This window comes from Burkholderia sp. WP9 (assembly GCF_900104795.1).
Taxonomy (GTDB): domain Bacteria; phylum Pseudomonadota; class Gammaproteobacteria; order Burkholderiales; family Burkholderiaceae; genus Paraburkholderia.
Genome location: NZ_FNTG01000001.1, coordinates 3,487,920 through 3,512,484, shown reverse-complemented (window position 1 = coordinate 3,512,484; position 24,565 = coordinate 3,487,920). Strand labels below are relative to the sequence as shown.

Here is a 24,565-nt window from a genome sequence, read left to right as displayed (position 1 = left end):
CCGGCATCGCGCCGGACACGCAGATCGTCACTTTCGAAACGCAACCGCGTCGCAACTGCGGTGGTGTCTGATTCAGAGCGGATACAAGGCAAAGGTAGCAGGCGTGGCGCGGAAGTCGATCACGTCATCTCTTTGCAATCACGTATAAGTGGCCCGTTTGGTGCCGACAGCACGGCGATATGGACGGTGCACGCGTTCATCTTTGCAATGCCCGTTTCGACCGCACGGCGCGGTATGTAGAAGCCTGATGCGAGCGGGTGTAAAGGCGGCGACGCGTCCATGTTTGCAACAGGACTGGAACTTCGTCGCGCATTCCGCTCCCGTTGCATCGCGCAATTGCGCTCCCGATAGGCCGGGTGCGTCGCGCGGTAATGACGCCAGTAGTCCGGCCGACGAGCGCGCCATTTGGCCTGCGCCCGCGCCTGATTGTCGCGGTAGTCGGGATCACTTCGAAGTCGCTGCTGTTGCCAGCGTCGGCGTCGCTCTCGCTGGCAGCCCAGGGCAGAACAGAATCGTTGATTCGGGATGTGAGACAAAGGATGGAAGAGGCTGCCACAGGCAACGCACCGGCGAGCGTTATTCATCACGCGCTCCATACGTAAGGTAGCAATCTGGAGCACGTTGGCAGCCGGGCATCCAACCCGCCTGTGAAACGCTGATGTGCAATCGGCGAAGGCTGCGAGCGCTCAATCAGCGCGTTTCTTGGGTGGGTGACTCAGTCTAACGAATTTGCTACACAAATCCGGGAGGTCCAACTATTTCTGTCCGCAGCGCGTTTTGGGCGCCAGCAGAGCCAGTCTTTACAAGGCTTTGACAGGGGGCGCCGAGATTTTTCAGTTATTGCGGCACAGCTGTCGACTTTTTTCACTTTCAGTGTCACAGATGGTCATGACGCATGTCACTTTTAGTGAAAAAACCCTTTAAATTCAGACAGACGTTTTTCAGGTATTGTGTCACCCGACAGTTTTGTAGCGGGAGCCATAACCTGAGATTTTGGGAAGTATGGCGTCTATGGTGGTCGCGCCATTGGGTCGATCGCAGGGGCCGTACTTGCCTGGAATGATCTGCATAACAACATGCCGGAAGCCTTTCGCAATAAAGAGATGGCATTAGGTTGGCTCTATGGTGCGAGCGGTGCCCTTGGTATTTATGTCGCATTTTTCTCGCTTACCGGGTCAATTCCGTTATTTTGGCCCGTATTTGTGATTTCAATTATCGTGGGAATTGGTATTGCGATGCTAAAGGCATCTGAATTGCACGATTGGATATCGCGCTGCAAATTCAGCACCGAGAAACATTACGATTCGCTAGAGGCTGAGTTGAAGGCATTCAATTCAGCCGCAGGAGGGTAAGGCGTGGACGAGCGCTTGATGAAGAAGTGCGTTGGGAATCCGGTGCCAGAATGGGATATGGTTCACCGTCTGTCCATCGACGGTTCGGTCGGCCCTAATGTTCAAGATTTTGGAACGATTTTCAAAATCAATGGTATTTATATGGACGTGACCGAGCCCTCGCTTCTGGAGAAGCAGTGGTCTGCTGCTGCGATTCCGATTGGTATCGCAGGCATTTGTATTGGACCTTACATGTATTGGCTCACGGAAGTGCGTTATCCATATGCGGCCAGTACGATCGGCGATTTCTTTGCGCTGATGATCTCGCTGATATTCGCATTTATTGTGTGGAAATTTGGGCGAGATCTGTTTTTTGCTCTTCGTCGCCGCCCGATTCGTTTCCACCGAGTCGAGCGCAAACTATACGCCATCCGCAAGCGGCGATTCTTTGCCAAACCCGGGCAAGGTGATGTCGTCTGGGAGATTCCCTGGTCGAAGGAGTCGATCTTTTGCCTGCACCGTGAGAGGTCAACCTTCGGGGAGCTGTTTCACATCCGTCATTACACCGTCGACGATCAGGGCAACGTGACGCGGGTCTTTTCCATCGGCCGCGAATGGATGCCAGAGGCTGAAGTGGAGCTGGCGCTAGCGCAGTGGAACTACTGGTGTCAGTACATGAACGACGGACCGGACGGCCTGCCCAAACCGATGCTGTTCCACACCGAGGACGAAACAGCGCGTGAATCGTTCCTGTTCTCGCTCTATGGCGTGGGGCTGGATGCACCCGCGATCTGGCGCATCATCATGATGCCGTTGATTCTTGTCTTTACGGTGATGCGGATTCTCGTCAATTTGACGTGTCGGGACCCGGTGTGGCCCGAAGCTATCCAGCAGGTCAGTGCGGTAGCGCCGAACGATCCGTATGCGGAACCGCGCGCGGGTACCCCTGTCGGCTGGGGGGAAACCGCGTTGGCGAGACGGCGGGGCGACTACCCGATCAATCCAAAGGAACGGGTCGAAGGCTGGACAGGGGAACAGGACGGCGAGCGCCATGCGGCAGTCTGGCTTGAGAATCCTGGCATCGAAGCGCGCTCAGCAGCGCGAGTCTGAAGATGAAGAGCGAAAGCGGACGAAGCATGATGCAAACAGGCGTTAAGCCGATACGCAGTAGCTTCCCAACTGAGGCAATCGCTGCCCTATTTATTGCGGTTGCTTTGCTCTCCGGCTGCACGCAAAGCAACGCTTCGACAGACGACGCTATGGAGGCGGCAGTCAGATCAGCGTTGCCGAACGACAAGGATATCAAGTTCGACGGATTGTACGAAACCACTCCCAATTTGCGTGGGTCCAGCGACACTCCGAACTACAAACGCAGGTTCACCTGCGGGTATGTGACCTGTAGGAATGAGGCAGGGAAATCCATCAGGGCGCGCTTTATCTATCTTTCTCATCCGGACGATCCATCGCAGGCCGGCAAAAATTTTCTCAATGTGGAGAAGCCCGAAATAAGTTATGGGATTCGCGATGAAGAGAATGGCGGCAAATATGTGACTTCATTCGAACTGACTGGATGGAATCGATCGTGCGCCGATGCCCAGCATCCCAAAACTTTCAGCGGCGTTGCTCCGGAAAGCATTGGATAAAAAAGACCTGAGTCGGCGCTGGTTTCATCCGGCCGGTGACGCGACAGCACGAGCAATGCGAGGCTAGAGATGAAAGACGAAGCTGGACGTGGCGTGATCCGCCTGAACGACAAAACGACACACGGCGGGCATGTGACGACCGCCTGTGATGACTTCAAGGTGATGGATGTGCCCGTCGCACTCGAAGGCGACAAAACATGGTGTCCGCAGTGCCAGGGCACCTATGCTATCTTGCCGAAGGACAGCACACGCCAGCATTTCGGTAAGGCGGTCGCTTATCACGGAGATCCGACGGAGTGCGGTGCGACGCTGATCTCGTCGCTGTGAACGGCTCATGGTATCCGTTCGGCCACGACAACGCCGCCATCCGCGGCGGCGGCAACTATTTCTCTGACGATGCTGGCCAGCACTGGACGCATCTGAAGATCCAGGCCGGCATCCTTGCTCTCGATCCACGCACGGATGAACTATTAGCGTCGCCGTTCGAAAACTGGCAGTCGACAGCGCCGATTCGGGCCTATTAGCTGGGCAAATAGCGGATTTCACGCAGCGTGGCCTGAGACCAGCGCTGCCGACGGGGGATACGAAGCATCCTTAACAAGTTGATTCACACATTCGACTTCGCCTTCGCCTCGCTCTCCTCATCCCACTCGATCCGCTCAAGCAAAGCTCTCAGCTTCGCGCCTCTCGCCGCATTCACCATGGCGACATGCGCTACGCGCCCCGCGAGATGCGCCCGGAAGTCCCGATGACCATCGCGATTCTGCGAACGTAGTCCATGCCGAACGCAATTGCTCAGCACGGCCTTCAAGGCATCGAACTCCGTCCGCCCCACATTCGCGTGCCAATTCACCACCACCCCGGCCAGATGCTGTCGCGCACCACGCCGCATCACGCGCGTCTTCCTCAGATTGACGGAAAACCCTTCTTCAATAGCAATAGCCGCGACGCGAACAGATAAGCGCTCCACCATCCGCGCGACATTCTCATCGCCGGAAAACGCGAGATCATCGGCATAACGCGTATAAGTCGCCCCCACCGAACGTGCGAGACCCGCCAGCCGACGATCGAACCGAAAAGCGCACAGGTTCGCCAGCGCCGGCGAAGTCGGCGCACCCTGTGGCAAATGTCGATTCCGATAGCGCTGCCGCTCCTGCCACGGCAAACGCTCGCGCACATCCGCCGCCAGCAAGCGTCCGCTCGGTACGCGCTTGGTACACAACGCAGTAAATACCTGCGCGACAGCTGGAGAAAACCCGAAACTATGAAAATCGGAGTAAACGCGCCCCGCATGAACTGACGCAAAAAAATCGGTCAGATCGAAGCGCATCACCACCGCTTTACCCACATGCGGCACGGTAAAGGTCACGATATTCCGGCCACGTCGAAAACCGTGCGCCGATTCGTGGGCCGGAATACGATCGAGCAACCCCGACAACACCTTGAGTTGTAAAGCCCGCTGCCGCGGCTTGGGAATCTCGATGATCCGACACCGACCGTCGCGCTTCTCGATCGCCTTATACGAATAGTGATGAAGCGGCGTCGCAGCACTATGCGCCGGCACGCGCCAACGAGCGGCGAACCAGTGCAACTCGTCTGGCTCGATGCCTAGCCGCGCAGCTAGATCACCAAGCGTCGGCAATTGCGGCAACGCCACCTCGCGTAACCAGAGCGGGGGCGGCCGCTGAAAAGGCGGCCGAAAGGAAGGCAGGGCGGCCAGTCAACGCGTCTTGTGCTGCGTGAGCGCTCTTGCGTAACACGCAACTGAGGCTCACGCGACGAACTGCGGAGTAGTGTTGATCCACGGGGTAGCCTCGTGGTGCCCGGAACCGATGTCGCTTGCCTCGAGGGGTGCTTGACCAGCCGTCACCGCGTGGCGACGATAAGCGAGCCGGCCGAAGCTTGTCAACGCACTGGCACTACGAAGTGATTTTTCGCGAAACATGAATGACGTTTATCTGACGGTCGCATCGGCCATACCATGTCGAAACTCAGCACGCCGACCGCGGGCCCCAGCGCCAAAGTTTCGCAACGTCGCGTGTCCGCAACTTATCCACACCCTCCTCTGGACAACTTTTGTACAACCCACCTGACACATTGTGGGCGAAACCTTGATAAAAACGCGATGTCACCAACTCGCACAAAAGTTTTCCCTGGCTCCGTGTTCCTGTTCGCGCACGCTCCGCAGGGTTATCGATTCCGCATCGCCTTGATCCGTAAACGAAGTTTCAGGTTATCCACAGAAGAACGCGAGGCTTGTTAACTATTACTACGTATACATATACAAAGACTATAAAAACCAGAGAGGCACCCGCGCGGCACGCTGCACAAGCGAGCATTGCCGGCAGGTAAACGCTCAAGCCAGCGGTAAACAGATCTCCGTGACGAGATCAGCAGGCGCCGTATCCTTCGGGCTATTCAGATACTCCTCGAACACCGGCGCGTCGGCGGCTTCTCGCCCGGATTGCATGAGCCACGTTCCATACAGCCACTCATACGCCGCACGCATATCGCTATACGGTCCTTGATGTCGCAACACCGCGTACTCACCACCCTTCACATGCGCCACGGAAACCGGCGGACTGACCGTCACGGACGCCTGAACCGGATGCGGCAACAACACTCCAGCCTTAGACCGCAACTCACTCTCCGCAACGACACCCGGATCGTCGTAGTAAACACCGATCATGCGCATCTGCGCCGCGAGCAGATTATGTTTCGCCAGCCAGCCGAACAGCGCATCGAACGCTTTGCCGATCTGCATATAAGGGCCAATGTGATCGACCGACAAAACCTCCATCGGCTCCACGTGACGAATCACCACTTCACGCAATGTCATTTGATCGTCTCCTGATAGCACCGGTCGAAACCGGCTATGTGTGCCTTGCTTGCGATACTGTGCCGGCGGCATGCCGAACACAGCGCGAAAGGTGCGGGAAAAAGATTGCAGACTGCTGTAGCCGGAGCGTTCGGCAATCTCCGGAATCGGCATCGAGCCGTTCGCCAGATAGCCGGCCGCGCGATGCAGCCGTAAACGTCGCACGGTGGTGGCGACCGTCTCGCCATACATCGCCTGATAAATCCGGTGCCAGTGATACGGCGAGAGGCAGGCGATTTCCGCCAGACGATCGATATCGAGCGGTTGGTCCAGATGATCGTAAATATGGTCGAGCACGCGGCCGAGCCGGGATTCATAGCGAGCTCGATTACCTGATTCATTCATGGCTGGATCAACGTGAGAGCTGTCGAACGGATGTGCGCCAAAGTATCACGTCCGCGTTTACCAAATCCTGCGAAGTTCACCTGAACTCAGCGGTAAACATACGCTGCAGTTAAGCGCCCGCTGACACCGCCACGCCGCAAAACTTTGCCGGATTTCGATAACACCTCGAATAATGGCTCACTACCATCGGCTGAAACCTGTCCGCCCATGCACCGCAAAGCCTTGCGGGATCGAGCCGGCGGCACCGTCAGGGAGCACCCGATGAAATCAGAGTCCAACAATCAGCACGTCGGCAAAGTCACGCATCACGAGTTGAAGCAGACGCTCGGCACGTGGCAGCTGTGGGGCATCGCGGTCGGCCTCGTCATTTCCGGCGAGTATTTCGGCTGGAGTTATGGCTGGGCAAGCGCCGGCACACTCGGCTTCGTCATCACGGCGATTTTCATTGCCGCGATGTATACGACGTTCATTTTTAGTTTCACCGAACTCACCACCTCGATTCCGCATGCGGGCGGCCCGTTCGCGTACGCCCGTCACGCTTTTGGTCCGACCGGCGGTTATCTGGCCGGCGCGGCGACGCTCGTCGAATTCGTGTTCGCGCCACCGGCCATCGCGTTGGCAATCGGCGCCTATCTGCACGTGCAGTTTCCGGGTCTCGAACCGAAACATGCGGCGATGGGCGCTTATCTCGTCTTCATGGCGCTGAATATCGTCGGCGTGCAGATTGCCGCGGCGTTCGAGCTGTGCGTGACGCTGCTCGCGATCTTCGAGCTGCTCGTTTTCATGGGTGTCGTGTCACCCGGTTTTCAGTGGTCGAACTTCGCGAAGGGTGGCTGGTCCGGCGCCGACACCTTCAGCATGGGCTCGTTTCACGGCATGTTCGCGGCGATTCCGTTCGCGATCTGGTTCTTTCTCGCGATTGAAGGCGTGGCCATGGCCGCCGAAGAAGCCAAGAACCCGAAGCGCTCGATTCCGATCGCCTACGTCGCCGGCATTCTGACGCTGGTGGTGCTTGCCGTCGGCGTGATGGTTTTTGCCGGCGCGGCTGGCGACTGGACCAAGCTGTCGAACATCAACGATCCGCTGCCGCAGGCGATGAAGTTTATCGTCGGCGAACATAGCGGCTGGATGCATATGCTGGTGTGGCTCGGGCTGTTCGGACTGGTCGCGTCGTTTCACGGCATCATCCTCGGCTATTCGCGGCAGATCTTCGCGCTGGCTCGCGCCGGCTATCTGCCAGAGTGGCTCTCGAAGGTGCATCCGCGCTTCAAGACGCCGCATCGTGCGATTCTTGCGGGCGGCGTGGTGGGCATCGCGGCGATCTACAGCGACGAGCTGATCCAGTTCGGCGGCCAGACGCTGACAGCGAACATCGTGACGATGTCGGTATTTGGCGCTATCGTGATGTATATCATCAGCATGTTGTCGCTGTTCAAGCTGCGTCGCACCGAGCCGAACATGGAGCGCCCGTTCCGCGCGCCGCTGTTTCCGGTTTTTCCGGCGTTCGCGCTGGTGGCCGCGGTGATTTGTCTGGCAACCATGGTCTACTTCAATTTTCTGGTGGCGGTCGTGTTCGCAATCCTCCTCGCGCTGGGCTACGTCTACTTCCTGATGACGCGGCATCAACGCGAAGCCGCGCCGGCGGACGCGTTGCTTGAGGAATGACGGATCGAGCCGCTGCTCGAGCAGCGGCGATGGAGTCGTAAAGATGAGCTACACCGAGACGATCGGCAGCCGCACCTACCGCTTTGCCGATCTGAAGACCCTGATGGCGAAAGCCAGTCCGCAGCGTTCCGGCGACCAGCTCGCGGGCGTGGCGGCGGCGAGCGAGGAAGAACGCGTCGCCGCCAAGATGGCGCTCGCGCAATTGCCGCTGCGCACCTTCCTCAACGAAGCGTTGATCCCCTACGAAAGCGACGAAGTCACGCGCCTCGTGATCGACGATCACTCGCCGCAGGCATTCGCCGAAATCGCGCATCTCACGGTGGGCGATTTTCGCAACTGGCTGCTGAGCAGCACGACCGATGCCGACGCGCTCACGCGTATCGCCGCGGGTCTCACGCCGGAGATGGTCGCAGCGGTGTCCAAACTGATGCGCAATCAGGATCTGATTGCGGTAGCGCGTAAACGTCCGGTGATTACGCGCTTTCGTAACACGGTCGGCTTGCCGGGTCACATGTCGGTGCGCTTGCAACCGAACCATCCGACCGACGACGTCAAAGGCATTGCCGCCTCGATGCTCGACGGCCTGATGTACGGCTGCGGCGACGCGATGATCGGCATCAATCCGGCCAGCGACAATCTCGCCGCGATCACCAAGCTGCTGCTGATGATCGACGACTTCCGCCAGCGCTATCAGGTGCCGACGCAATCTTGCGTGCTGACCCACGTCACCAATACGATTGCCGCGATCGAAAAAGGCGCGCCCGTCGATCTGGTGTTTCAGTCGATTGCCGGCACGGAGAAAGCGAACGCGGGCTTCGGCATTTCTCTCGCGCTGCTGCAGGAAGCGTATGAAGCGGGCCTTTCGCTGAAGCGCGGTACGGTCGGCAACAATCTGATGTACTTCGAAACGGGCCAGGGCAGCGCGTTGTCGGCGGATGCGCATTTCGGCGTGGATCAGCAGACCTGCGAAGTGCGCGCCTACGCAGTCGCGCGCAAGTTCAATCCATTCCTTGTGAACACTGTGGTCGGATTTATCGGACCGGAGTATCTCTACGACGGTAAACAGATCACGCGCGCCGGTCTCGAAGATCATTTCTGCGGCAAACTGCTCGGCGTACCGATGGGATGCGACATCTGCTACACGAACCATGCCGAAGCCGATCAGGACGACATGGACAATCTGCTCACGCTGCTCGGCGTAGCGGGCATCAACTTCATCATGGGCATTCCAGGCGCTGACGACGTCATGCTCAATTATCAAAGCACGTCCTTCCACGACGCACTTTACGTGCGTGAGGTACTCGGCTTGCGCCGTGCGCCGGAGTTCGAAGAATGGCTGGAGTCGATGCAGATCACCGACTCGCGCGGTGCGTTGCTCAGTGCATCGGCACAACAACCGCTGCTGGAAGGCGCGTCCGACTGGATGGGCATCGCATGAGCGACTTCCTCGAAAAGAATCCGTGGAACGCGCTGCGGCAGTTTACCAATGCACGCATCGCGCTGGGCCGCGCGGGCAATAGCCTACCGACTGCGCCGCTATTGGCGTTCAATCTGTCGCACGCGCAGGCGCGTGATGCCGTGCATCATCCGCTCGATACGGACGTGTTGCACGAGCAACTACGCGCGCAAAACTTCAACACGCTCGACGTGCATAGCGCCGCGCCCGATCGCGAGCATTATTTACGGCGTCCCGATCTCGGCCGACGTCTATCGGAAGCAAGTCGCGTAGCGCTGGCGGCTGTCCCCGACGATTCGCCCGAGGTGGTCTTCGTAATCGGCGACGGTCTTTCGGCGTTCGCCGCGTCGAAGCAGGCTCTTCCGCTGCTGCAAGCGGTCGTTCCACGTCTCGCGGATTGGAAGATTGGCCCAGTCGTGGTCGCGCGTCAGGCGCGCGTTGCGCTGGGTGATGAGATCGGCGAATTGCTGAATGCCAAGCTAGTGGTGATGCTGATCGGTGAGCGACCGGGTTTGAGTTCGCCCGATAGCCTCGGCATCTATCTCACGTACGCGCCGAAAGTCGGCTGCAGCGACGCGCAGCGCAACTGTATTTCGAACGTGCGCCCTGAAGGACTCGACTATCCGTTGGCCGCACACAAACTGCACTATCTGCTGACACACGCAAGGCGTTTGGGTCTCACCGGCGTCGGCCTGAAGGACGACAGCGATGCGCTGCTGGCAGAGGCACCAGCAGCACCCTCGATCAGCGACGATTCAAACCCTGGCACCGCATAACAGATCGCACACAGGATCAAGCATCGGCCCGCTGCACCGGATGCGTTTCGAGCCACGCGTTCTCGTCGTCTTCGAAAAGACGGGAACGCGTCAGGAAACGCAAACCGCTCGGCCGCTCCAGCGAAAACATTCCTCCGTTGCCCGGCACCACGTCGATGATCAACTGCGTGTGCTGCCAGTATTCGAATTGTGATTCGCTCATGTAGAACGGCACGTTCGCAATCGTGCCGAGTTTCACGTCGGACGAGCCGACCATAAACTCGCTTTGCGGAAACATCATCGGCGCGCTGCCGTCGCAGCATCCGCCGGATTGATGGAACAGCACGGCCCCGTGCTCGGCGCGCAACTTGTCGATCAACTCGACGGCGGCCGGCGTTGCGATTACGCGGGCGACTTCCTTCTTATCAGCCATCACATGCCCTTGCAAAAAAGAGAGCGAGCCGCACAGTGCGGCTCGCCCGAACAGGAGCGCGGTGCTTAGAAGAAACCGAGCGGCTTGTCGCTATAGCTGACCAGCAGATTCTTGGTCTGTTGATAATGGTCGAGCATCATCTTGTGATTCTCGCGGCCAATACCCGACTGCTTGTAGCCGCCGAACGCCGCATGCGCCGGATAGGCGTGATAGCAGTTCGTCCACACGCGGCCCGCCTGGATCTGACGGCCGAAGCGATAGGCGCGCGTGCCGTCGCGCGTCCACACGCCGGCGCCGAGACCGTAGAGCGTATCGTTGGCAATCTCGAGCGCTTCTTCTTCCGTCTTGAACGTCGTGACCGACACGACCGGCCCGAAGATCTCTTCCTGGAAGATGCGCATCTTGTTGTTGCCGCGGAAGACGGTCGGCTTTACGTAATAGCCTTTGCTCAACTCACCGCCAAGCGTATTGCGTTCACCGCCAATCAGACATTCGGCGCCTTCCTGTTTGCCGAGGTCCACATACGAGAGGATTTTTTCCAGCTGTTCCTGCGAAGCCTGCGCACCGATCATCGTCTTGGTATCGAGCGGATGCCCTTGCGTGATCGCGGCGACACGCTTGAGCGCACGTTCCATGAAGCGGTCGTAGATCTTTTCATCGATCAACACGCGCGACGGACAGGTACACACTTCGCCCTGATTCAGCGCGAACATCGTGAAGCCTTCGAGCGCTTTGTCGAAATAGCTGTCGTCCTCGCTCATCACGTCCGCGAAAAAAATATTCGGGCTTTTGCCGCCGAGTTCGAGTGTGACGGGAATGATGTTCTGGCTCGCGTACTGCATGATCAGCCGCCCGGTCGTGGTCTCACCGGTAAACGCGATCTTGGCGATGCGCTTGCTGGAAGCGAGCGGCTTGCCGGCTTCAAGACCGAAGCCGTTCACCACGTTCAGCACACCCGCGGGCAGCAGGTCCTGAATTATCTCGACCAGCACGAGAATCGAAGCGGGCGTTTGCTCGGCAGGCTTGAGCACCACGCAGTTGCCGGCGGCAAGCGCGGGCGCGAGTTTCCACACCGCCATCAGGATCGGGAAATTCCACGGAATGATCTGCCCGACCACGCCGAGCGGTTCATGGAAGTGATAAGCGACCGTGTCGTGGTCGATCTCGGAGAGCGAGCCTTCCTGCGCACGCACGGCGCCGGCGAAATAGCGGAAGTGATCGATGGCGAGCGGAATGTCGGCGGCCATGGTTTCGCGCAACGGCTTGCCGTTGTCGATCGTCTCGGCTACGGCGAGACGCTGCAAGTTCGCTTCCATCCGGTCGGCAATGCGGATCAGGATATTCGCGCGATCCGCGGCGGAGGTCTTGCCCCACCCCGTTTTCGCACGATGCGCGGCATCGAGTGCGAGTTCGACGTCGGCTTCACGCGAACGCGGAATCGACGTGAACGCCTCGCCGGTGATCGGCGACACATTGTCGAAATACTCGCCGCCCACGGGTTTCACCCACTCGCCGCCGATAAAGTTCGCGTACTGCTTTTTGAACGGGAATTCGGTGGTCAGGAATTGCATCTCTGCATGGTTCATCTGTGTGCTCCTCACATGTTTGAATGGGCTATATTCGGCGCGATATTTCGCTTGGCCGCCTCAGGGTAGAGCCAGAAGCGTGCCAATGCACCGTGCTGGTGACCCATGCACACGCGGCAGGCACTAGCGCACGGCATGGCGCACGAGATTGTTCAGTCGCTATCAAGGGGGCGTCACAATTTTGAGCAATGCACGCAGTGCTGTTCATCCATTGAACAGTGGGCCTGTGGGCTGGCGGTACGATTCGAGTGGCGAGGCGCCTGAGTCGTTCGGCATGGGAATTGCCTTTCCCTGTCACCCTCATGTTCCGTTTGCGCAGATCCGGTATGACGATCGACACTTTCCGCGATAGCCTGGCCGCTTCGGTGCTCACGCCGCAGCCGAGCTTCTGCGTGCAGACCCGCGTCGCCCATGATGCCGACGAGCAGGCGCGCAATCTTCATGGCTGGAGCCAGACCTACGACCAGTTGACGGCGGGGTGTTTTGTCGGCGGCCTGACGGAGTTGTGTCTTGATCACATGCAGGTGTTCGTCGAAACGACCAGCCACACGCTGCGGCAAACCTGCGAAGTGCAAAAGGACGCCTATTGGTTTGGCATTCCGACTTGCCCCGCCGGTTCCGGCCGCATCGACGCGCAAGTGATCGCCGGCGACGCGCTCGCGTTCCGTCCGGGCGGGATCGAATTTGAGCTGCTGACCTCCGCGGGTTACGAGATTTTCGGTGTGGTGGTCAAAGGGGAGGTGCTGCGCCGTTACGCGGAGCAAGTGGAGCGCATCGGTCTGGCCGACCCCGTGCCGAATACGCAGGTCGTGCCGATCGGCATGGCGCGCAAGGAACAGTTGTGCGCCACGCTGCGTCAGTTGCTCGACGATGGCGCCGTGCGCGGCGCGCCGCTGTCTTCGGTTGCTCGCAACAATCTGCAGGCCGCGGTGCTGGCTTCGCTGTTCGACGTCGGTGCGTTGCCCGCTTTGGAGTCAGCTTCGGAGCAGGTTGTGATGCCGACGCGGCCGCGTCGGCAGTCGATCGTGTCGGAAGCGCGCGACTATGTGCTGTTCAATCGCGACCGCGCGGTGAGCGTGCCGGAGTTGTGCGAGCAGTTGCATGTCAGCCGGCGCACGCTGCAATACTGTTTTCAGGACGTGCTCGGCATGGCGCCCGCCACGTATCTGCGCGCGATTCGCCTGAATGGCGCGCGGCGCGATCTGTCGAGCGCAACGCGCTCGGTGCAGGACGTCGCGGCGGCGTGGGGCTTCTGGCACCTGAGCCAGTTCGCGACCGATTACCGGAAGCTCTTCGGCATGCGGCCGTCGGATACGTTGAAGGCGGCGATCGGCGCTCACGGGGAGACGGCCGGCGCGGTGAACGCGGTCGCGCACTGACCTGGCCGGCTGCAAGCGCCGTGCGCTGCACCGCAACTGCAAAACTGGCTATGCCGTCACTTGCGCAACAGCCGCAACCCGTTCGCGACCACCAGCAGGCTCGCGCCGACATCGGCGAAAACGGCCATCCACATTGTGCCGAGGCCGATCACGGTCAACACGAGGAACACGCTCTTGATGCCCAATGCAAGCGTGATGTTCTGCACCAACACCGAATGCGTCGCCTTCGACAGGCGAATGAATGCCGGAATTTTGCGCAGGTCGTCGTCCATCAACGCGACGTCGGCGGTTTCGATTGCCGTGTCGGTGCCCATCGCGCCCATCGCGAAGCCGATGTCGGCGCGTGCCAGGGCGGGCGCGTCGTTGATGCCGTCGCCGACCATGCCGACTGTCGCGTGACCCTTCGACCACTGCGCGACCGCGTTGAGCTTGTCTTCCGGCAACTGATTGCCGCGCGCTTCGTCGATACCGACCTGCTGCGCGATCGCGGCGGCGGTGTGCGGGTTGTCGCCGGTCAGCATCGCCGTGCTCAAGCCGAGGCGCTGCAATTCGGCGATGGCGGCGCGGCTCGTCTCCTTCACCGTATCGGCGACCGCGAACAGGGCCAGCACGCGTTCGGCGTCCGCCAGCATCACCACGGTCTTGCCCTGGCGTTCAAGCACGTCGAGCCGTGATTCGAGCGACGCCGAGCAGCGTCCGAGTTCTTCGATCAACCGATGATTGCCGAGCCAATAGCGCAAGCCGTCGATCTCACCGCGCACGCCGCGTCCCGCGAGCGCCTCGAAGGCGTCGACCGTCAGATGGCTGACGCCGTCGGCCTTCGCGGCCGCCGCAAGCGCCATGGATACCGGATGATCCGAGCGTCCCGCGAGGCTCACCGCGAGCGCGCGGCAACGGACGGCGTCGACCTCGGCAAGTATCTCGAACTCGGTTTGCACGGGCTTGCCGTGGGTGAGCGTGCCGGTTTTGTCGAGCGCGAGCCGGGTCAGCTTGCGGCCCCGTTCGAGAAATGCGCCGCCCTTGATCAGAATGCCTTTGCGGGCGGCCGCGGCGAGACCGCTGACGATCGTCACCGGCGTCGAGATCACGAGCGCGCACGGGCACGCGATCACCAGCATCACCAGCGCCTTGTAGATCCACGCTTGCCACGATCCGCCGAAGAGAAGCGGCGGCACGATGGCTACGGCGAGCGCGACGGCGAACACGATCGGCGTATACACGCGAGCGAACTGATCGACGAAGCGCTGCGTCGGCGCCTTGGTGGCCTGCGCTTCTTCGACTGCATGGATGATGCGGGCGAGCGTCGTATTGCCAGCGGCGGCGCTGACGCGATAGTCGAACGAGCCGGTCTGGTTGATCGTGCCGGCGAACACCGCGTCGCCCGTCTCCTTGTCGACCGGCAGGCTTTCGCCGGTGATCGGCGCCTGATTCACACTCGAGCGGCCCGCCACGATCTCGCCGTCGAGCGCGATCCGCTCGCCCGGCTTTACGCGGACCAGGGCGCCGGGCGCAATCGCCTTGAGGTCGATGGACCGCCAGCTGCCGTCGGGCTGTTGCACGCTGGCCTGGTCGGGCGTGAGTTGCATCAGGCCCTGGATCGCATTGCGGGCGCGGTCGAGCGACTTCGCCTCGATCAGTTCGGCGATGGTGAAGAGCACCATCACCATGGCGGCTTCCGGCCATTGCCGCAGGATCAGCGCGCCGGTCACCGCGATGCTCATCAGCGCGTTGATGTTCAGGTTGCCGTTGCGGATCGCAAGCCAGCCCTTCCTGTACGTCGTGAGGCCGCAGGAGAGGATGGCGACGATCGCCAGAGCCGCAGACACCCAGACCGGCGTGCCGAGCCAGCCTGCGGCCTCTGAGCCGGCCGCGGCCACACCGGCGAGCACCAGCGGCCACCACGGCTTGGGCGGCGTGTGCGGAGCTGCGGTGGGCGGTGCGTGCGGATCGGCGTCCGCCAGTTCCGGCGTGAAATCGAGCGAACGGAGCGCGGCGAGGATCGAGTCGAGCGCCTCGGGCGCGTGGACCACCGTCAAGACCCGCTGCATCAGGTTGAAGTCCATGCTGCGCACGTGCGGCATGCGGTTGAATTTCTTGCGGATCAGCGCTTCTTCGGTTGGGCAATCCATCTGCATGATGCGGATGGCGGTGCGCAGGTCGCTGCCGACGGCTTCCGGTTGCGGCAGCCGGACCGGTGCCGACGCGGCTCCCGCCGTCGCGCAACAAGGTGTGTCGGCGGGACTGTGAGCGTGGCGATGGTGGCCGTGGTCGTTGCAGAGATCGTGGTCACCGTCATGGTCATGAGCGTGGTCTTCGTGGCCATGGTCGCACTTCGCGCCGTGACCATGAGCCGGTTCGTGCGCATGGGCATGGCCGTCGTGGCCGTCGGTGCAGGCTTTCACCCGTTCCAGTCGGTCGGTTTCGGCGTGGTTGGCTTGAGGCATGGTGGCTTCCTGGTTCGATTTGTGGTCTAGTAAACACCTTGAAGCCACTACAAGGTCAAGGCCGCCATCCGGAGGGTCCATGAAAATCGGCGAATTGGCGAAAATCGCCCATTGCACGACCGAAACCATCCGTTTCTACGAGAAAGAGAGCCTGTTGCCGGAAGCGGAGCGCACGGAGGCCAATTACCGCAGTTACACGGCAAAGCACGTCGAACGGCTGCGTTTCATCCGTAATTGCCGCGCGCTCGACATGACGCACGACGAAATCCGTGCGTTGCTGCGTCTGACCGACGCGCCGGCCACCGGCTGCGGCGGCATCAATGCCTTGATCGACGAGCACATTGCGCACGTCGACACCCGCATCGACGAACTGAAGCAGCTCAAAGTGCAATTGACCACCTTGCGCGAGCAATGCCACGGCGAACAGGCCGTGGAAGATTGCGGCATCGTGCACGGGCTCAACGAAATGGATGTGAGCGCGCCGCGTGCGCGGCATACGCACCTGGGTTGATAGCCTTCGGCCGTCGTCACCTCGACGGCCGCGACCCATTCACGGCTGGGCCGCTCGTGCGGCCCGCCGGATCAACAATCGAATCCAGTTGGAGAAGCAACGTGTTTACCTGTAGAAATCAATCCTGCGAAGCCCAGTGGGAGCAATCGGACGTCGTCATCAAGAACGAAGGGCAGGGCCTCCTGTTCCGTTGCCCGATGTGCGGCGCGCGCAATTACGTCGAGCGTTTCGACGGGGACGACGGCTCGGTGTTGTACGAGCAGATCGAAGGCCGTCCCGCCCCCGGCCCCATGGCCGAATAGTTTTTGCCTTCAGCAGCCTCTTGCCGACTCCAGCCGATTGCGAGCCATCACACCTATGAACAGTCCCACCACCGCCGGCGCGCCGTTTAGCCAGCTACCGCTGCCGCCCGCGACGCTCGCCAACCTGACCCAGCTCGGTTATGTCGAGATGACGCCGATTCAGGCCGCGAGCCTGCCCATCGCGCTCGCCGGCCACGACCTGATCGCCCAGGCGAAAACCGGCAGCGGCAAAACCGCGGCGTTTTCGCTCGCGCTGCTGGCGCGCCTCGACGCGCGCAACTTCGCCGTGCAAGCCATGGTGCTGTGCCCGACGCGCGAACTCGCCGATCAGGTCACGCAGGAAATCCGGCGCCTTGCGCGCGCCGAAGAAAACATCAAGGTGCTGACGTTGTGCGGCGGCACGCCCATGCGTCCGCAAACGGCGAGTCTCGAACACGGCGCGCACATCGTGGTCGGCACGCCGGGCCGCATCATGGATCACCTGGAGCGCGGGAGCCTGCCGCTGCAGTCGCTCAACACGCTGGTGCTCGACGAAGCGGACCGCATGCTCGACATGGGTTTCTTCGACGATATCGCGACCGTGGTGAAGCAGTGCCCGAAAGAACGGCAAACGCTGCTGTTCTCGGCGACGTATCCCGAAGGCATTGTCAAACTGAGCCAGCAATTCTTGCGTAATCCGAAGGAAGTCAAACTCGCCGAGCGGCATGACAACACCAAGATCCGTCAGCGCTTCTATGAAGTGACCGAAGACGGGCGTCTGCACGCGGTCGGTCTGCTGCTGAACCACTATCGCCCGGTGAGCACGCTGGCGTTCTGCAATACCAAGCAGCAATGCCGCGATCTGCTCGACGTGCTGCGCGCGCAGGGATTTCATGCGCTCGCGCTGCATGGCGAACTCGACCAGCGTGAACGCGATCAGGTGCTGATCCAGTTCGCCAATCGCAGTTGCTCGGTGCTGGTAGCGACGGATGTCGCCGCGCGCGGTCTCGACATCGCGCAGCTCGAAGCGGTGATCAACGTCGACGTGACGCCGGATCCGGAAGTGCACGTGCACCGCATCGGCCGCACGGGCCGCGCCGATCAGGAAGGCTGGGCGCTGAGTCTCGCGAGCATGAACGAGATGGGCCGCGTCGGCAGTCTCGAACAGGCGCAAAAGCGCGAGGTCGAGTGGCACAAGCTGTCCGAACTGACAGCGGCGAGCAACGAGCGACTGTTGCCGCCCATGGAAACGTTGCAGATTCTCGGCGGGCGCAAGGAAAAGATCCGCCCCGGCGACGTGCTCGGCGCGCTGACCGGCGAGGCGGGTTTCGCCGGCTCGCAGATCGGCAAGATCAACGTGACGGAAATGTCCACCTACGTGGCGGTGGAGCGCAGTATCGCGCGCGATGCGTTGCGCAAGCTCAGCGCCGGCAAGGTGAAGGGCAAAAAAGTCAAAGTCCGCCTGATGGACGACGCCTAAGGCAACGCCGGCCGCGAGCGCTCCACTCGTGGCCGGGCGCATCACATTACGTCATACCTCTGCAGTTTCACGCGTTCTTCACGCGGCCTCGTTTCTTCCCCGAAAGCACCGATCTGTCTGGCTTCGCCCGTGGCGGCGCGGGTTCGCGTCAGCCATGACGTAAACGCATGCGGCGCATGACAAAGTTTCGATTGTGACGGTTCTTTGGCTGATGCCTAATCACCACACCAGAAGGGACCGCCGCGCAGCTGGCCGTCCGTGAATCCGCTGCCGGATGGAGAAAGGGAGAAAGCCTTATGCAGAGCGCCACACAAGCCCGCTCGAAGTTGCCTGATGTGGGCACGACGATTTTTACCGTGATCGGTCAACTGGCCGCGCAACACGATGCGCTGAATTTGTCGCAAGGCGCGCCGAACTTCGCGCCGGACCCCAAACTGATTGACGGCGTTGCTCAGGCCATGCGCGCCGGGCATAACCAGTACGCGCCGATGGCCGGCATTGCCGCCTTGCGCGAAGCGCTCGCCGACAAGGTCGCCACGCTGTACGGCGTGCGCTACGACCCGTCCAGCGAAGTGACCGTGATCGCCAGCGCGAGCGAAGGGCTGTATTCGACGATCAGCGCGTTGGTGCATCCGGGCGATGAGGTGATCTACTTCGAGCCTTCGTTCGACAGCTACGGCCCGATCGTCCGCCTGCAGGGCGCTACGCCCGTGCCGATCAAACTGTCCTTGAGTGATTTCCGCGTGGACTGGGACGAGGTCGCCGCAGCGATCACGCCGAAGACCCGCATGATCATCATCAACACGCCGCACAACCCGACCGCGACCGTGTTCAGCGAAGCCGACGTCGAGCGCCTCAAGGCCATTACGCGCAATACCGATATCGTGATTCTCGCCGACGAAGTCTACGAACACGTGGTGTTCGACGGCGCGAAGCATCAAAGCATGGCTTGCCATTCCGAACTCGCGGAGCGTAGCGTGATCGTTTCATCGTTTGGCAAGTCGTATCACGTGACCGGCTGGCGCGTCGGCTATTGCCTCGCGCCCGCCGCGCTGATGGACGAGATTCGCAAAGTCCATCAATTCATGGTGTTTTCTGCCGATACACCGATGCAGTACGCGTTCGTCGACGCATTGGCCAATCGCGAAAGCTACCTCGGTCTGTCCGCGTTCTATCAGAAGAAGCGCGATCTGCTCACGGACGCCCTGCGCGATTCGCGCTTCGAATTGTTGCCGAGCGAAGGCAGCTTCTTCATGCTCGCGCGTTTTCGCGGCTTCTCCGAAGAAAGCGATAGCGATTTCGTGCTGCGCCTGATTCGCGACGCACGTGTTGCGACGATTCCACTGTCGGCTTTTTATACCGACGGTACGGACTCCGGCTTGATCCGCCTGAGTTTCTCGAAGGATGATGCGACGTTGATCGAAGGCGCGCGCCGTCTGTGCGAGATCTGATTGTGTGAGTCACGGATGCAAGTGGCGGCTGCACGCGACGGCGGCATTTTTGACCGCAGTATGATCGTCGCGCCGTCACGCATCAGCGCGCCGCAGTGCGGCGTGACAATAAATCGAAGGGAAAGGGACCTGCTATGAAATTGCTCAAGCCTCTATTGGCACTGGCCTGTGCTTTTGCTTCGCTCGCCGCGTCGTCCGCCGCGAACGCCGCCGAGACCTCGACGCTGCGTTTCGGCCTCGAAGCGCAGTATCCGCCGTTCGAATCGAAGGGGCCGAACGGTGAGTTGCAGGGTCTGGATATCGACGTCGGCAATGCCGTTTGCACCGCTGCGCATATGACGTGCAAATGGGTCGAGACCTCGTTCGACGGGCTGATTCCCGCGCTGCAGGGTCGCAAGTTCGACGCGATCAACTCGGCGATGAATGCGACCGAACAGCGCCGTCAGGCGATCGATTTCACCACCGTCGTGTACCGCGTGCCCACGCAGTTGATCGCGAAGCGTGACAGCGGTCTGCTGCCGACCACGGCCTCGCTGAAGGGCAAACGCGTGGGCGTGTTGCAGTCGTCGATTCAGGAAACCTTCGCCAAGACGCACTGGGAGTCGGCGGGCGTGACCGTCGTGCCGTATCAGGACCAGAACCAGGTCTATGCGGATCTCGTGGCGGGCCGTCTCGACGCGACGCTCGTGCTGGCGCCGGCCGGACAGACCGGCTTTCTGTCGAAGCCGAACGGCAACGGTTACGCCTTTGTCGGCGAGCCGGTGCGCGACGACAAGATTCTCGGCAGCGGCATTGCATACGGGATTCGCAAGGGCGATACCGCATTGCGTGAGCGCCTGAATGCGGCGATCGCGAAGCTGCAGGCCGACGGTACCGTGAAGACGCTGGCCGCGAAGTATCTCGGCAATATCGACGTGACGGCGAAATAAGCTGTCGCGCGACGTGGTTCATGTTGTTAGTGAGTCGGCTTGTTGATGGTGCGTTTGGCGGCTACGATACGTAGGCCTTGCTGCGGCGAGGCCTACGCAATAATCGGAGAGCGCACAGATGAGCGGAATCACGCAGGCGGCTGTTCACGCGAAAAGCGCTTGCGCGCCGCGGTTCTGGCGCAATGATGCGTTGCCGTTCATCGAGGTGCGCTCCATCGAAGACGGCCGCGAGGTCTGCTACGCCAAACATTCGCACGAAACCTTCTCCATCGGCGCCGTGACCGGCGGACGCAGCGTCTATCTGAATCGCCACACGCGTGAATGGATCGGTGCTGGCGCGGTCGTCATGATGAATCCGGACGACGTGCACGCCTGCAATCCGGTCGCCGGCGAGCGCTGGTCGTATCGCATGATGCATGTCGACGTCGCATGGCTCACGTCACTGCAACACGAATTGGGTTTCAACGAGAACCACGCGTTTCACGCGTTCTCGCAGCCCATGTCTACAGACGCTGCATTGTTCGGCGGTTTGAACCGGCTGCATGCGATTCTCGTCGACAGTAACGCCGACGTGTTGCGCAAGGAAAGCGCGGCTATCGCCTTCTTCTCCGAAGTACAAAACAAGCTGAATCCGGCGGTCTTGCCGGATCGTGACGCGACCCGTCAACTCACGCGCGCGGCGGAATTCATTGCTGAAAACTGCACGCGCTCGCTAAAACTCGAAGACATTTGCGACGCGGTCGGTCTGTCCGCGTCGCATCTGATCCGCGCTTTCAAGCAGCGCTACGGCATGACGCCGCACGCATACCTGATCAACCGGCGTATCCAATACAGCCGTGCCCAACTCAGGCGCGGCCGGGTGATTGCGGAGGTCGCGCTCGACGCCGGTTTTGCCGATCAGGCGCATTTGCAGAGAATCTTCAAGCGGCTGGTCGCGGCGACGCCGGGGCAGTATCGCAGTTGAAGCCGTGGCGGCGGCCGTGCGTCAAGCTGCGAGCAGATACAGCGCGCTCGCCGCGAGCAACGCCGCCAATACGCGATTGAAGAGCCTCACCCGCTGCGGTTGCTGCAGGTATTTGCGCAGGAACGTGCCGGCGTAGGCCCAACTGGCGATCGACAGGTAGCAGATCACGAAGTACATCGCGGTGAATTGCGCGATGAGCCTGCCGTCGCCGTCGGCTGCATAGGCACCCATGCCGGCCAGCGATGCGAGCCAGGCTTTCGGATTGAGCCATTGCATGGCCGCGCCGTAGGCGAAGGACGGTCCGCGCGCCGGCTTGTCCGCGCCGAGCTGGCCGTCGTCGACAGCGAGTTTGTAGGCCATGTAGAGCAGGAATCCCACGCCGGCCCATTTGACTATGGCGATCAGGTCGGGGAAACGGGCGAGCAGTTCATGCAGCCCGAGGCCAATCAGCAGAAGCAGCACAGTGAAGCCGACGGTCGCGCCGGTGACATGCCGCATGCTCGCGGCCAGGCCATGTTGCGCGCCGGCGCTGAGCGCGACGACATTCACCGGGCCCGGTGAAATAGAACAGGCCAGCGCGAATGCGGCCATGGAGAGCAGTGCGGTCATCGGAAGCCTCGATACGGAAGTGCGCAGGATCTGCGGCGCTCAAAGGTATCGGGCGAGGGTGCCGGGTGTATTGAAGGAAATTGCTATGGCCGGCCCGTGATGTTGCGCCCCGGGCCTTGCGGTTTTAGCGATGCGTGATGCCGCACCATTGGTACGGAAAGACGCCTTGGCCGACATAGGCGCGGTAAGTGGCGCAGGAATTGGCGTCGATGGTGAAGCCATGCCGCTCCAGAACAGGACGCGCCTGTTCGATCAGTTGAGCATTCTCCGCGGCCACGTCGCGCACGTCATCGTGGCGGATGTCGAGCCGGCACATGCGATTGTCGGCGGCGTTTGGCGTCCATTGCAGGCTCGCGTGAAGGTGCAGGCGATCGATCGCGGCTTGTATCGTGTTGCAGCCTTTCACGCCCTCCGTTAGTCCGATGGCGTTGGCGATCCGATCCATCTTCGCCACGTTGTCGACGCGCCAGTTATGTCGGCCTTCGATGATCGCATACGCGGGACCGCCGCGAGAACGCACAAGCTCCGCTATGTGCTGATCGAATTGCGGCGAGTAGGGAAAGCTGCCGTCGATCTGCGTGAACGAGACCGACACGGGAAAGAACTGCACGATCCAGCCCCATGGCGGATTCCCGCCGACAATAACCGCCGTCGTGTTCTGAGGGCTAGTCAAAGCGGGCACATCGGCACGGAAGGCCGACCTTGCCCAGCGCTCGTGTCCCCAAGTCTCGACGCCGCCGGCCACGACAACCATCGTCGTCATGCAGAGCAACCATGCGGCGACCCGTCGCGCCGTCAGGTAAGGCAATAGCTGGTCGAGCAGCAGATACGCGACGAGCGGCGTCAGTGTTTCGATCGGAACGACGTAGCGGTAGATGCTGAACAGAATCATCCACAGGAAGTAGCCCAGCGCCACGAAAGTCGTGACGTATGCCGCTCGCGAACTCAGTCGCCGGGTTCGAGGCCTGCGGCGCAATAGCTCCGCGAGCCGGGTGGCGGCCAGCATCCAGAACAGCACGTACACGACAGGCCAGATGATCTGATGCAGGCGTGCTTGTCCGACGCGCTTCGAATCGAATGCAAAGACGAAAGGCCAGAGAATGTATTCGCGCGCGTTTTTCGGCAGCCACGATTGATCCGCGACGCCGCTCGGCGGGCTGAGCGGATTGGGGAAGATCGAGCTGAACTGTGGAAAGAACGGGTTGCCGAACGTGTGCCACATTACTGCCATCCAGTAGCCGCCCGCAGCCAGCAAGCCGGCGAGAGCGCCCACGCCGAACAGGAAAGCGGCGCGCACGCGCGCGAACGGTGTTGCTGGCAACAGCAGCAACCCTGCGCAAAGGGCGAGGGCAAACGGCGCATTGGTCAGCTTGAGGCCCATGCCAAGGCCGGCGACGAGGCCCGCGCTTACGAGTCCCGCAGCGGTGGCCGCCGACCACGTTGCCAACCGGTCCCACAGATGCAAGATGAGCAGCAGCGCGGCGAGCACGAACAGCGTGGTCGTGTCGTCGCCCATGGAATTGCCGAAGCCGGACAGAAAATTCGCTGTCAGGATGCCGGCTGCGGCAAGCAGTAGAGGCGTGCGGTTCGCGTCTTCGGGGGGCAGTTGCGGCAGGGTTCGCCGGATGATCGACAGCAACAGCACGAAATTGAGGCCGTGCAGCGTGCCCATGATGAAGCCCGCCAGCGGCGCGGGAAACGTCCGGTTCAACGCGTAGTAGAAGACGTCGAGCATCGGATTGAAGTAGGTCTGCATGCCGGCCGGCGCGAAATCGGTATGCAGCTTGTCGTTCAGGAACGCGAAGCCGTTGTACTGGTGATAGTTGAACCCGTCCCAATTGCGGTCCTGGCCGAGGAAAAGCGACCACAAGCCGAAGAGGACCGGGACCCACACGCGTGCGGCGGCGCTCAGGCGAGGATCGTTGAGATCCCATGACAAGGCCCGCTGCCAGAAGGAGCGGCGAGCGGGGCGGTCGATCGTGTGCATGTTTTTGTCGGTGCGGGGAAGTGCAAAGCTTTGCGCCGCATGGAGGGCGGCGAGGGCAGCCGACATGGTATCGGAAGGCGGGCGCGCGAAGGTTGGTTGGACCTTGCAGTGCCTTTGGGGAGGCTGAAAAGCAAAAAGCCCGGTCGCAAGGACCGGGCTTTTTGCTTTTTGCTTTTTGCTTTGTGCGCCCAGCATGGGCGCAATCTTGTGGATGCAAGTCCCATCGTGAGCTGATCCACAGCGAAGGGAGGCGAACGGGTGACGCCTAAAGTGCTCCTGTGGCACGCCGGTCTCTGCGGATACGTCCGATTTCTCCGATTTGCGACACGGAGCTTACGGTCTGGATAACGCGGTATAAAACGCAGCATCGTAATACGACAACGTCGCTGGAAAACAGTCGGGGCGAACGAGCAGTATTTTTTGAGCAAGACGTTTGAT

General features: G+C 60.9%; 22 protein-coding genes and 1 pseudogene. 15 read left to right on the top strand and 8 right to left on the bottom strand.

The genetic code is table 11. The annotated features are described in order from the left end of the window. Positions 1–119: 119 nt before the first annotated feature. Positions 120–584, bottom strand: coding sequence for a hypothetical protein (locus tag BLW71_RS15635; RefSeq protein WP_091797423.1), 465 nt, complete (start codon positions 582–584; stop codon positions 120–122). Positions 585–1,076: 492 nt separating this feature from the next. Here BLW71_RS15635 and BLW71_RS15630 point away from each other — a divergent pair, with 492 nt between their 5' ends. The 5 genes from BLW71_RS15630 to BLW71_RS15610 all read left to right on the top strand — a co-directional run bounded on the left by BLW71_RS15630 (position 1,077) and on the right by BLW71_RS15610 (position 3,498). After that, positions 1,077–1,352: a hypothetical protein gene (locus BLW71_RS15630; RefSeq protein ID WP_091797420.1), complete on the top strand. Its 276-nt coding sequence runs from the start codon at positions 1,077–1,079 to the stop codon at positions 1,350–1,352. Between the two features lie 3 nt (positions 1,353–1,355). Further along, complete coding sequence (locus BLW71_RS15625) at positions 1,356–2,441, top strand: DUF6708 domain-containing protein (RefSeq protein WP_091797417.1); 1,086 nt, start codon at positions 1,356–1,358, stop codon at positions 2,439–2,441. A gap of 2 nt (positions 2,442–2,443) precedes the next feature. Next, positions 2,444–2,974, top strand: coding sequence for a hypothetical protein (locus BLW71_RS15620; RefSeq protein WP_091797414.1), 531 nt, complete (start codon positions 2,444–2,446; stop codon positions 2,972–2,974). Positions 2,975–3,043: 69 nt separating this feature from the next. Next, entirely contained in the window at positions 3,044–3,301 is a 258-nt protein-coding gene (locus tag BLW71_RS15615) for a PAAR domain-containing protein (protein WP_091797411.1), read from the top strand. Next, positions 3,298–3,498 carry a hypothetical protein gene (locus BLW71_RS15610; RefSeq protein ID WP_091797408.1) on the top strand — a complete coding sequence of 67 codons (201 nt, stop codon included), beginning with the start codon at positions 3,298–3,300 and terminating at the stop codon, positions 3,496–3,498. The genes BLW71_RS15615 and BLW71_RS15610 overlap by 4 nt, the downstream gene beginning before the upstream one ends. Before the next feature lie 83 nt (positions 3,499–3,581). On the opposite strand, the pseudogene BLW71_RS15605 reads toward BLW71_RS15610, so the two are convergent. Together BLW71_RS15605 and BLW71_RS15600 are read right to left on the bottom strand one after the other, a co-directional pair. Then, positions 3,582–4,673 (bottom strand): annotated as a pseudogene (locus tag BLW71_RS15605) (reverse transcriptase family protein); the annotation flags it as partial. Positions 4,674–5,330: 657 nt separating this feature from the next. Next, positions 5,331–6,197 carry an AraC family transcriptional regulator gene (locus BLW71_RS15600; RefSeq protein WP_091797397.1) on the bottom strand — a complete coding sequence of 289 codons (867 nt, stop codon included), beginning with the start codon at positions 6,195–6,197 and terminating at the stop codon, positions 5,331–5,333. 261 nt (positions 6,198–6,458) lie between these two features. Between BLW71_RS15600 and eat the strand changes: the two genes are divergently transcribed. From eat to eutC, 3 genes are read left to right on the top strand one after another with little or no spacing between them, the layout of a single operon-like run. Further along, complete coding sequence (eat, locus tag BLW71_RS15595; protein WP_091797394.1) at positions 6,459–7,862, top strand: ethanolamine permease; 1,404 nt, start codon at positions 6,459–6,461, stop codon at positions 7,860–7,862. A 43-nt stretch (positions 7,863–7,905) separates the two neighbouring features. Continuing rightward, a complete protein-coding gene (locus BLW71_RS15590; protein ID WP_091797391.1) occupies positions 7,906–9,300 on the top strand; it encodes an ethanolamine ammonia-lyase subunit EutB in 1,395 nt (464 codons plus the stop codon). Beyond that, on the top strand, positions 9,297–10,094 hold the full coding sequence (gene eutC / locus BLW71_RS15585) for an ethanolamine ammonia-lyase subunit EutC (protein ID WP_091797386.1): 798 nt from the start codon (positions 9,297–9,299) through the stop codon (positions 10,092–10,094). Before BLW71_RS15590 ends, eutC begins: the two co-directional genes overlap by 4 nt. A 16-nt stretch (positions 10,095–10,110) precedes the next feature. On the opposite strand, the gene BLW71_RS15580 is transcribed toward eutC, so the two are convergent. After that, positions 10,111–10,506 carry a DUF779 domain-containing protein gene (locus tag BLW71_RS15580; protein ID WP_091797383.1) on the bottom strand — a complete coding sequence of 132 codons (396 nt, stop codon included), beginning with the start codon at positions 10,504–10,506 and terminating at the stop codon, positions 10,111–10,113. A 65-nt stretch (positions 10,507–10,571) separates the two neighbouring features. Continuing rightward, positions 10,572–12,092: an aldehyde dehydrogenase gene (adh, locus tag BLW71_RS15575; RefSeq protein WP_091797378.1), complete on the bottom strand. Its 1,521-nt coding sequence runs from the start codon at positions 12,090–12,092 to the stop codon at positions 10,572–10,574. A 326-nt stretch (positions 12,093–12,418) separates the two neighbouring features. Here adh and BLW71_RS15570 point away from each other — a divergent pair, with 326 nt between their 5' ends. Then, positions 12,419–13,471 (top strand): helix-turn-helix domain-containing protein, encoded by a 1,053-nt coding sequence (locus BLW71_RS15570; RefSeq protein ID WP_091797375.1) that lies wholly within the window; start codon positions 12,419–12,421, stop codon positions 13,469–13,471. Positions 13,472–13,527: 56 nt separating this feature from the next. On the opposite strand, the gene BLW71_RS15565 is transcribed toward BLW71_RS15570, so the two are convergent. After that, a complete protein-coding gene (locus BLW71_RS15565) occupies positions 13,528–15,915 on the bottom strand; it encodes a heavy metal translocating P-type ATPase (RefSeq protein WP_091797371.1) in 2,388 nt (795 codons plus the stop codon). 79 nt (positions 15,916–15,994) lie between these two features. Between BLW71_RS15565 and cadR the strand changes: the two genes are divergently transcribed. The 6 genes from cadR (at position 15,995) to BLW71_RS15535 (ending at position 21,531) form a co-directional block, all read left to right on the top strand. Then, positions 15,995–16,426, top strand: a complete 432-nt coding sequence (gene cadR / locus BLW71_RS15560) for a Cd(II)/Pb(II)-responsive transcriptional regulator (RefSeq protein WP_091797368.1) — start codon at positions 15,995–15,997, stop codon at positions 16,424–16,426. A gap of 101 nt (positions 16,427–16,527) precedes the next feature. Further along, the gene (locus BLW71_RS15555; RefSeq protein WP_091797365.1) at positions 16,528–16,728 is read left to right on the top strand and encodes a hypothetical protein; all 201 of its coding nucleotides are present in this window, start codon (positions 16,528–16,530) and stop codon (positions 16,726–16,728) included. A 55-nt stretch (positions 16,729–16,783) separates the two neighbouring features. Next, positions 16,784–18,187, top strand: a complete 1,404-nt coding sequence (gene dbpA / locus BLW71_RS15550) for an ATP-dependent RNA helicase DbpA (RefSeq protein WP_091797362.1) — start codon at positions 16,784–16,786, stop codon at positions 18,185–18,187. A gap of 296 nt (positions 18,188–18,483) precedes the next feature. Then, positions 18,484–19,638, top strand: coding sequence for a pyridoxal phosphate-dependent aminotransferase (locus BLW71_RS15545; protein ID WP_091797359.1), 1,155 nt, complete (start codon positions 18,484–18,486; stop codon positions 19,636–19,638). A gap of 134 nt (positions 19,639–19,772) precedes the next feature. Next, the gene (locus tag BLW71_RS15540; protein WP_091797356.1) at positions 19,773–20,567 is read left to right on the top strand and encodes an ABC transporter substrate-binding protein; all 795 of its coding nucleotides are present in this window, start codon (positions 19,773–19,775) and stop codon (positions 20,565–20,567) included. Positions 20,568–20,685: 118 nt separating this feature from the next. After that, positions 20,686–21,531, top strand: coding sequence for a helix-turn-helix transcriptional regulator (locus tag BLW71_RS15535; RefSeq protein WP_091797353.1), 846 nt, complete (start codon positions 20,686–20,688; stop codon positions 21,529–21,531). Positions 21,532–21,552: 21 nt separating this feature from the next. Here the strand turns inward: BLW71_RS15535 and BLW71_RS15530 are convergent, their stop codons facing one another. Both BLW71_RS15530 and BLW71_RS15525 read right to left on the bottom strand, forming a co-directional pair. Continuing rightward, positions 21,553–22,140, bottom strand: coding sequence for a LysE family translocator (locus BLW71_RS15530; RefSeq protein WP_091797350.1), 588 nt, complete (start codon positions 22,138–22,140; stop codon positions 21,553–21,555). Positions 22,141–22,264: 124 nt separating this feature from the next. Next, a complete protein-coding gene (locus BLW71_RS15525) occupies positions 22,265–24,127 on the bottom strand; it encodes a glycosyltransferase 87 family protein (protein ID WP_091800909.1) in 1,863 nt (620 codons plus the stop codon). Positions 24,128–24,565: the final 438 nt, after the last annotated feature.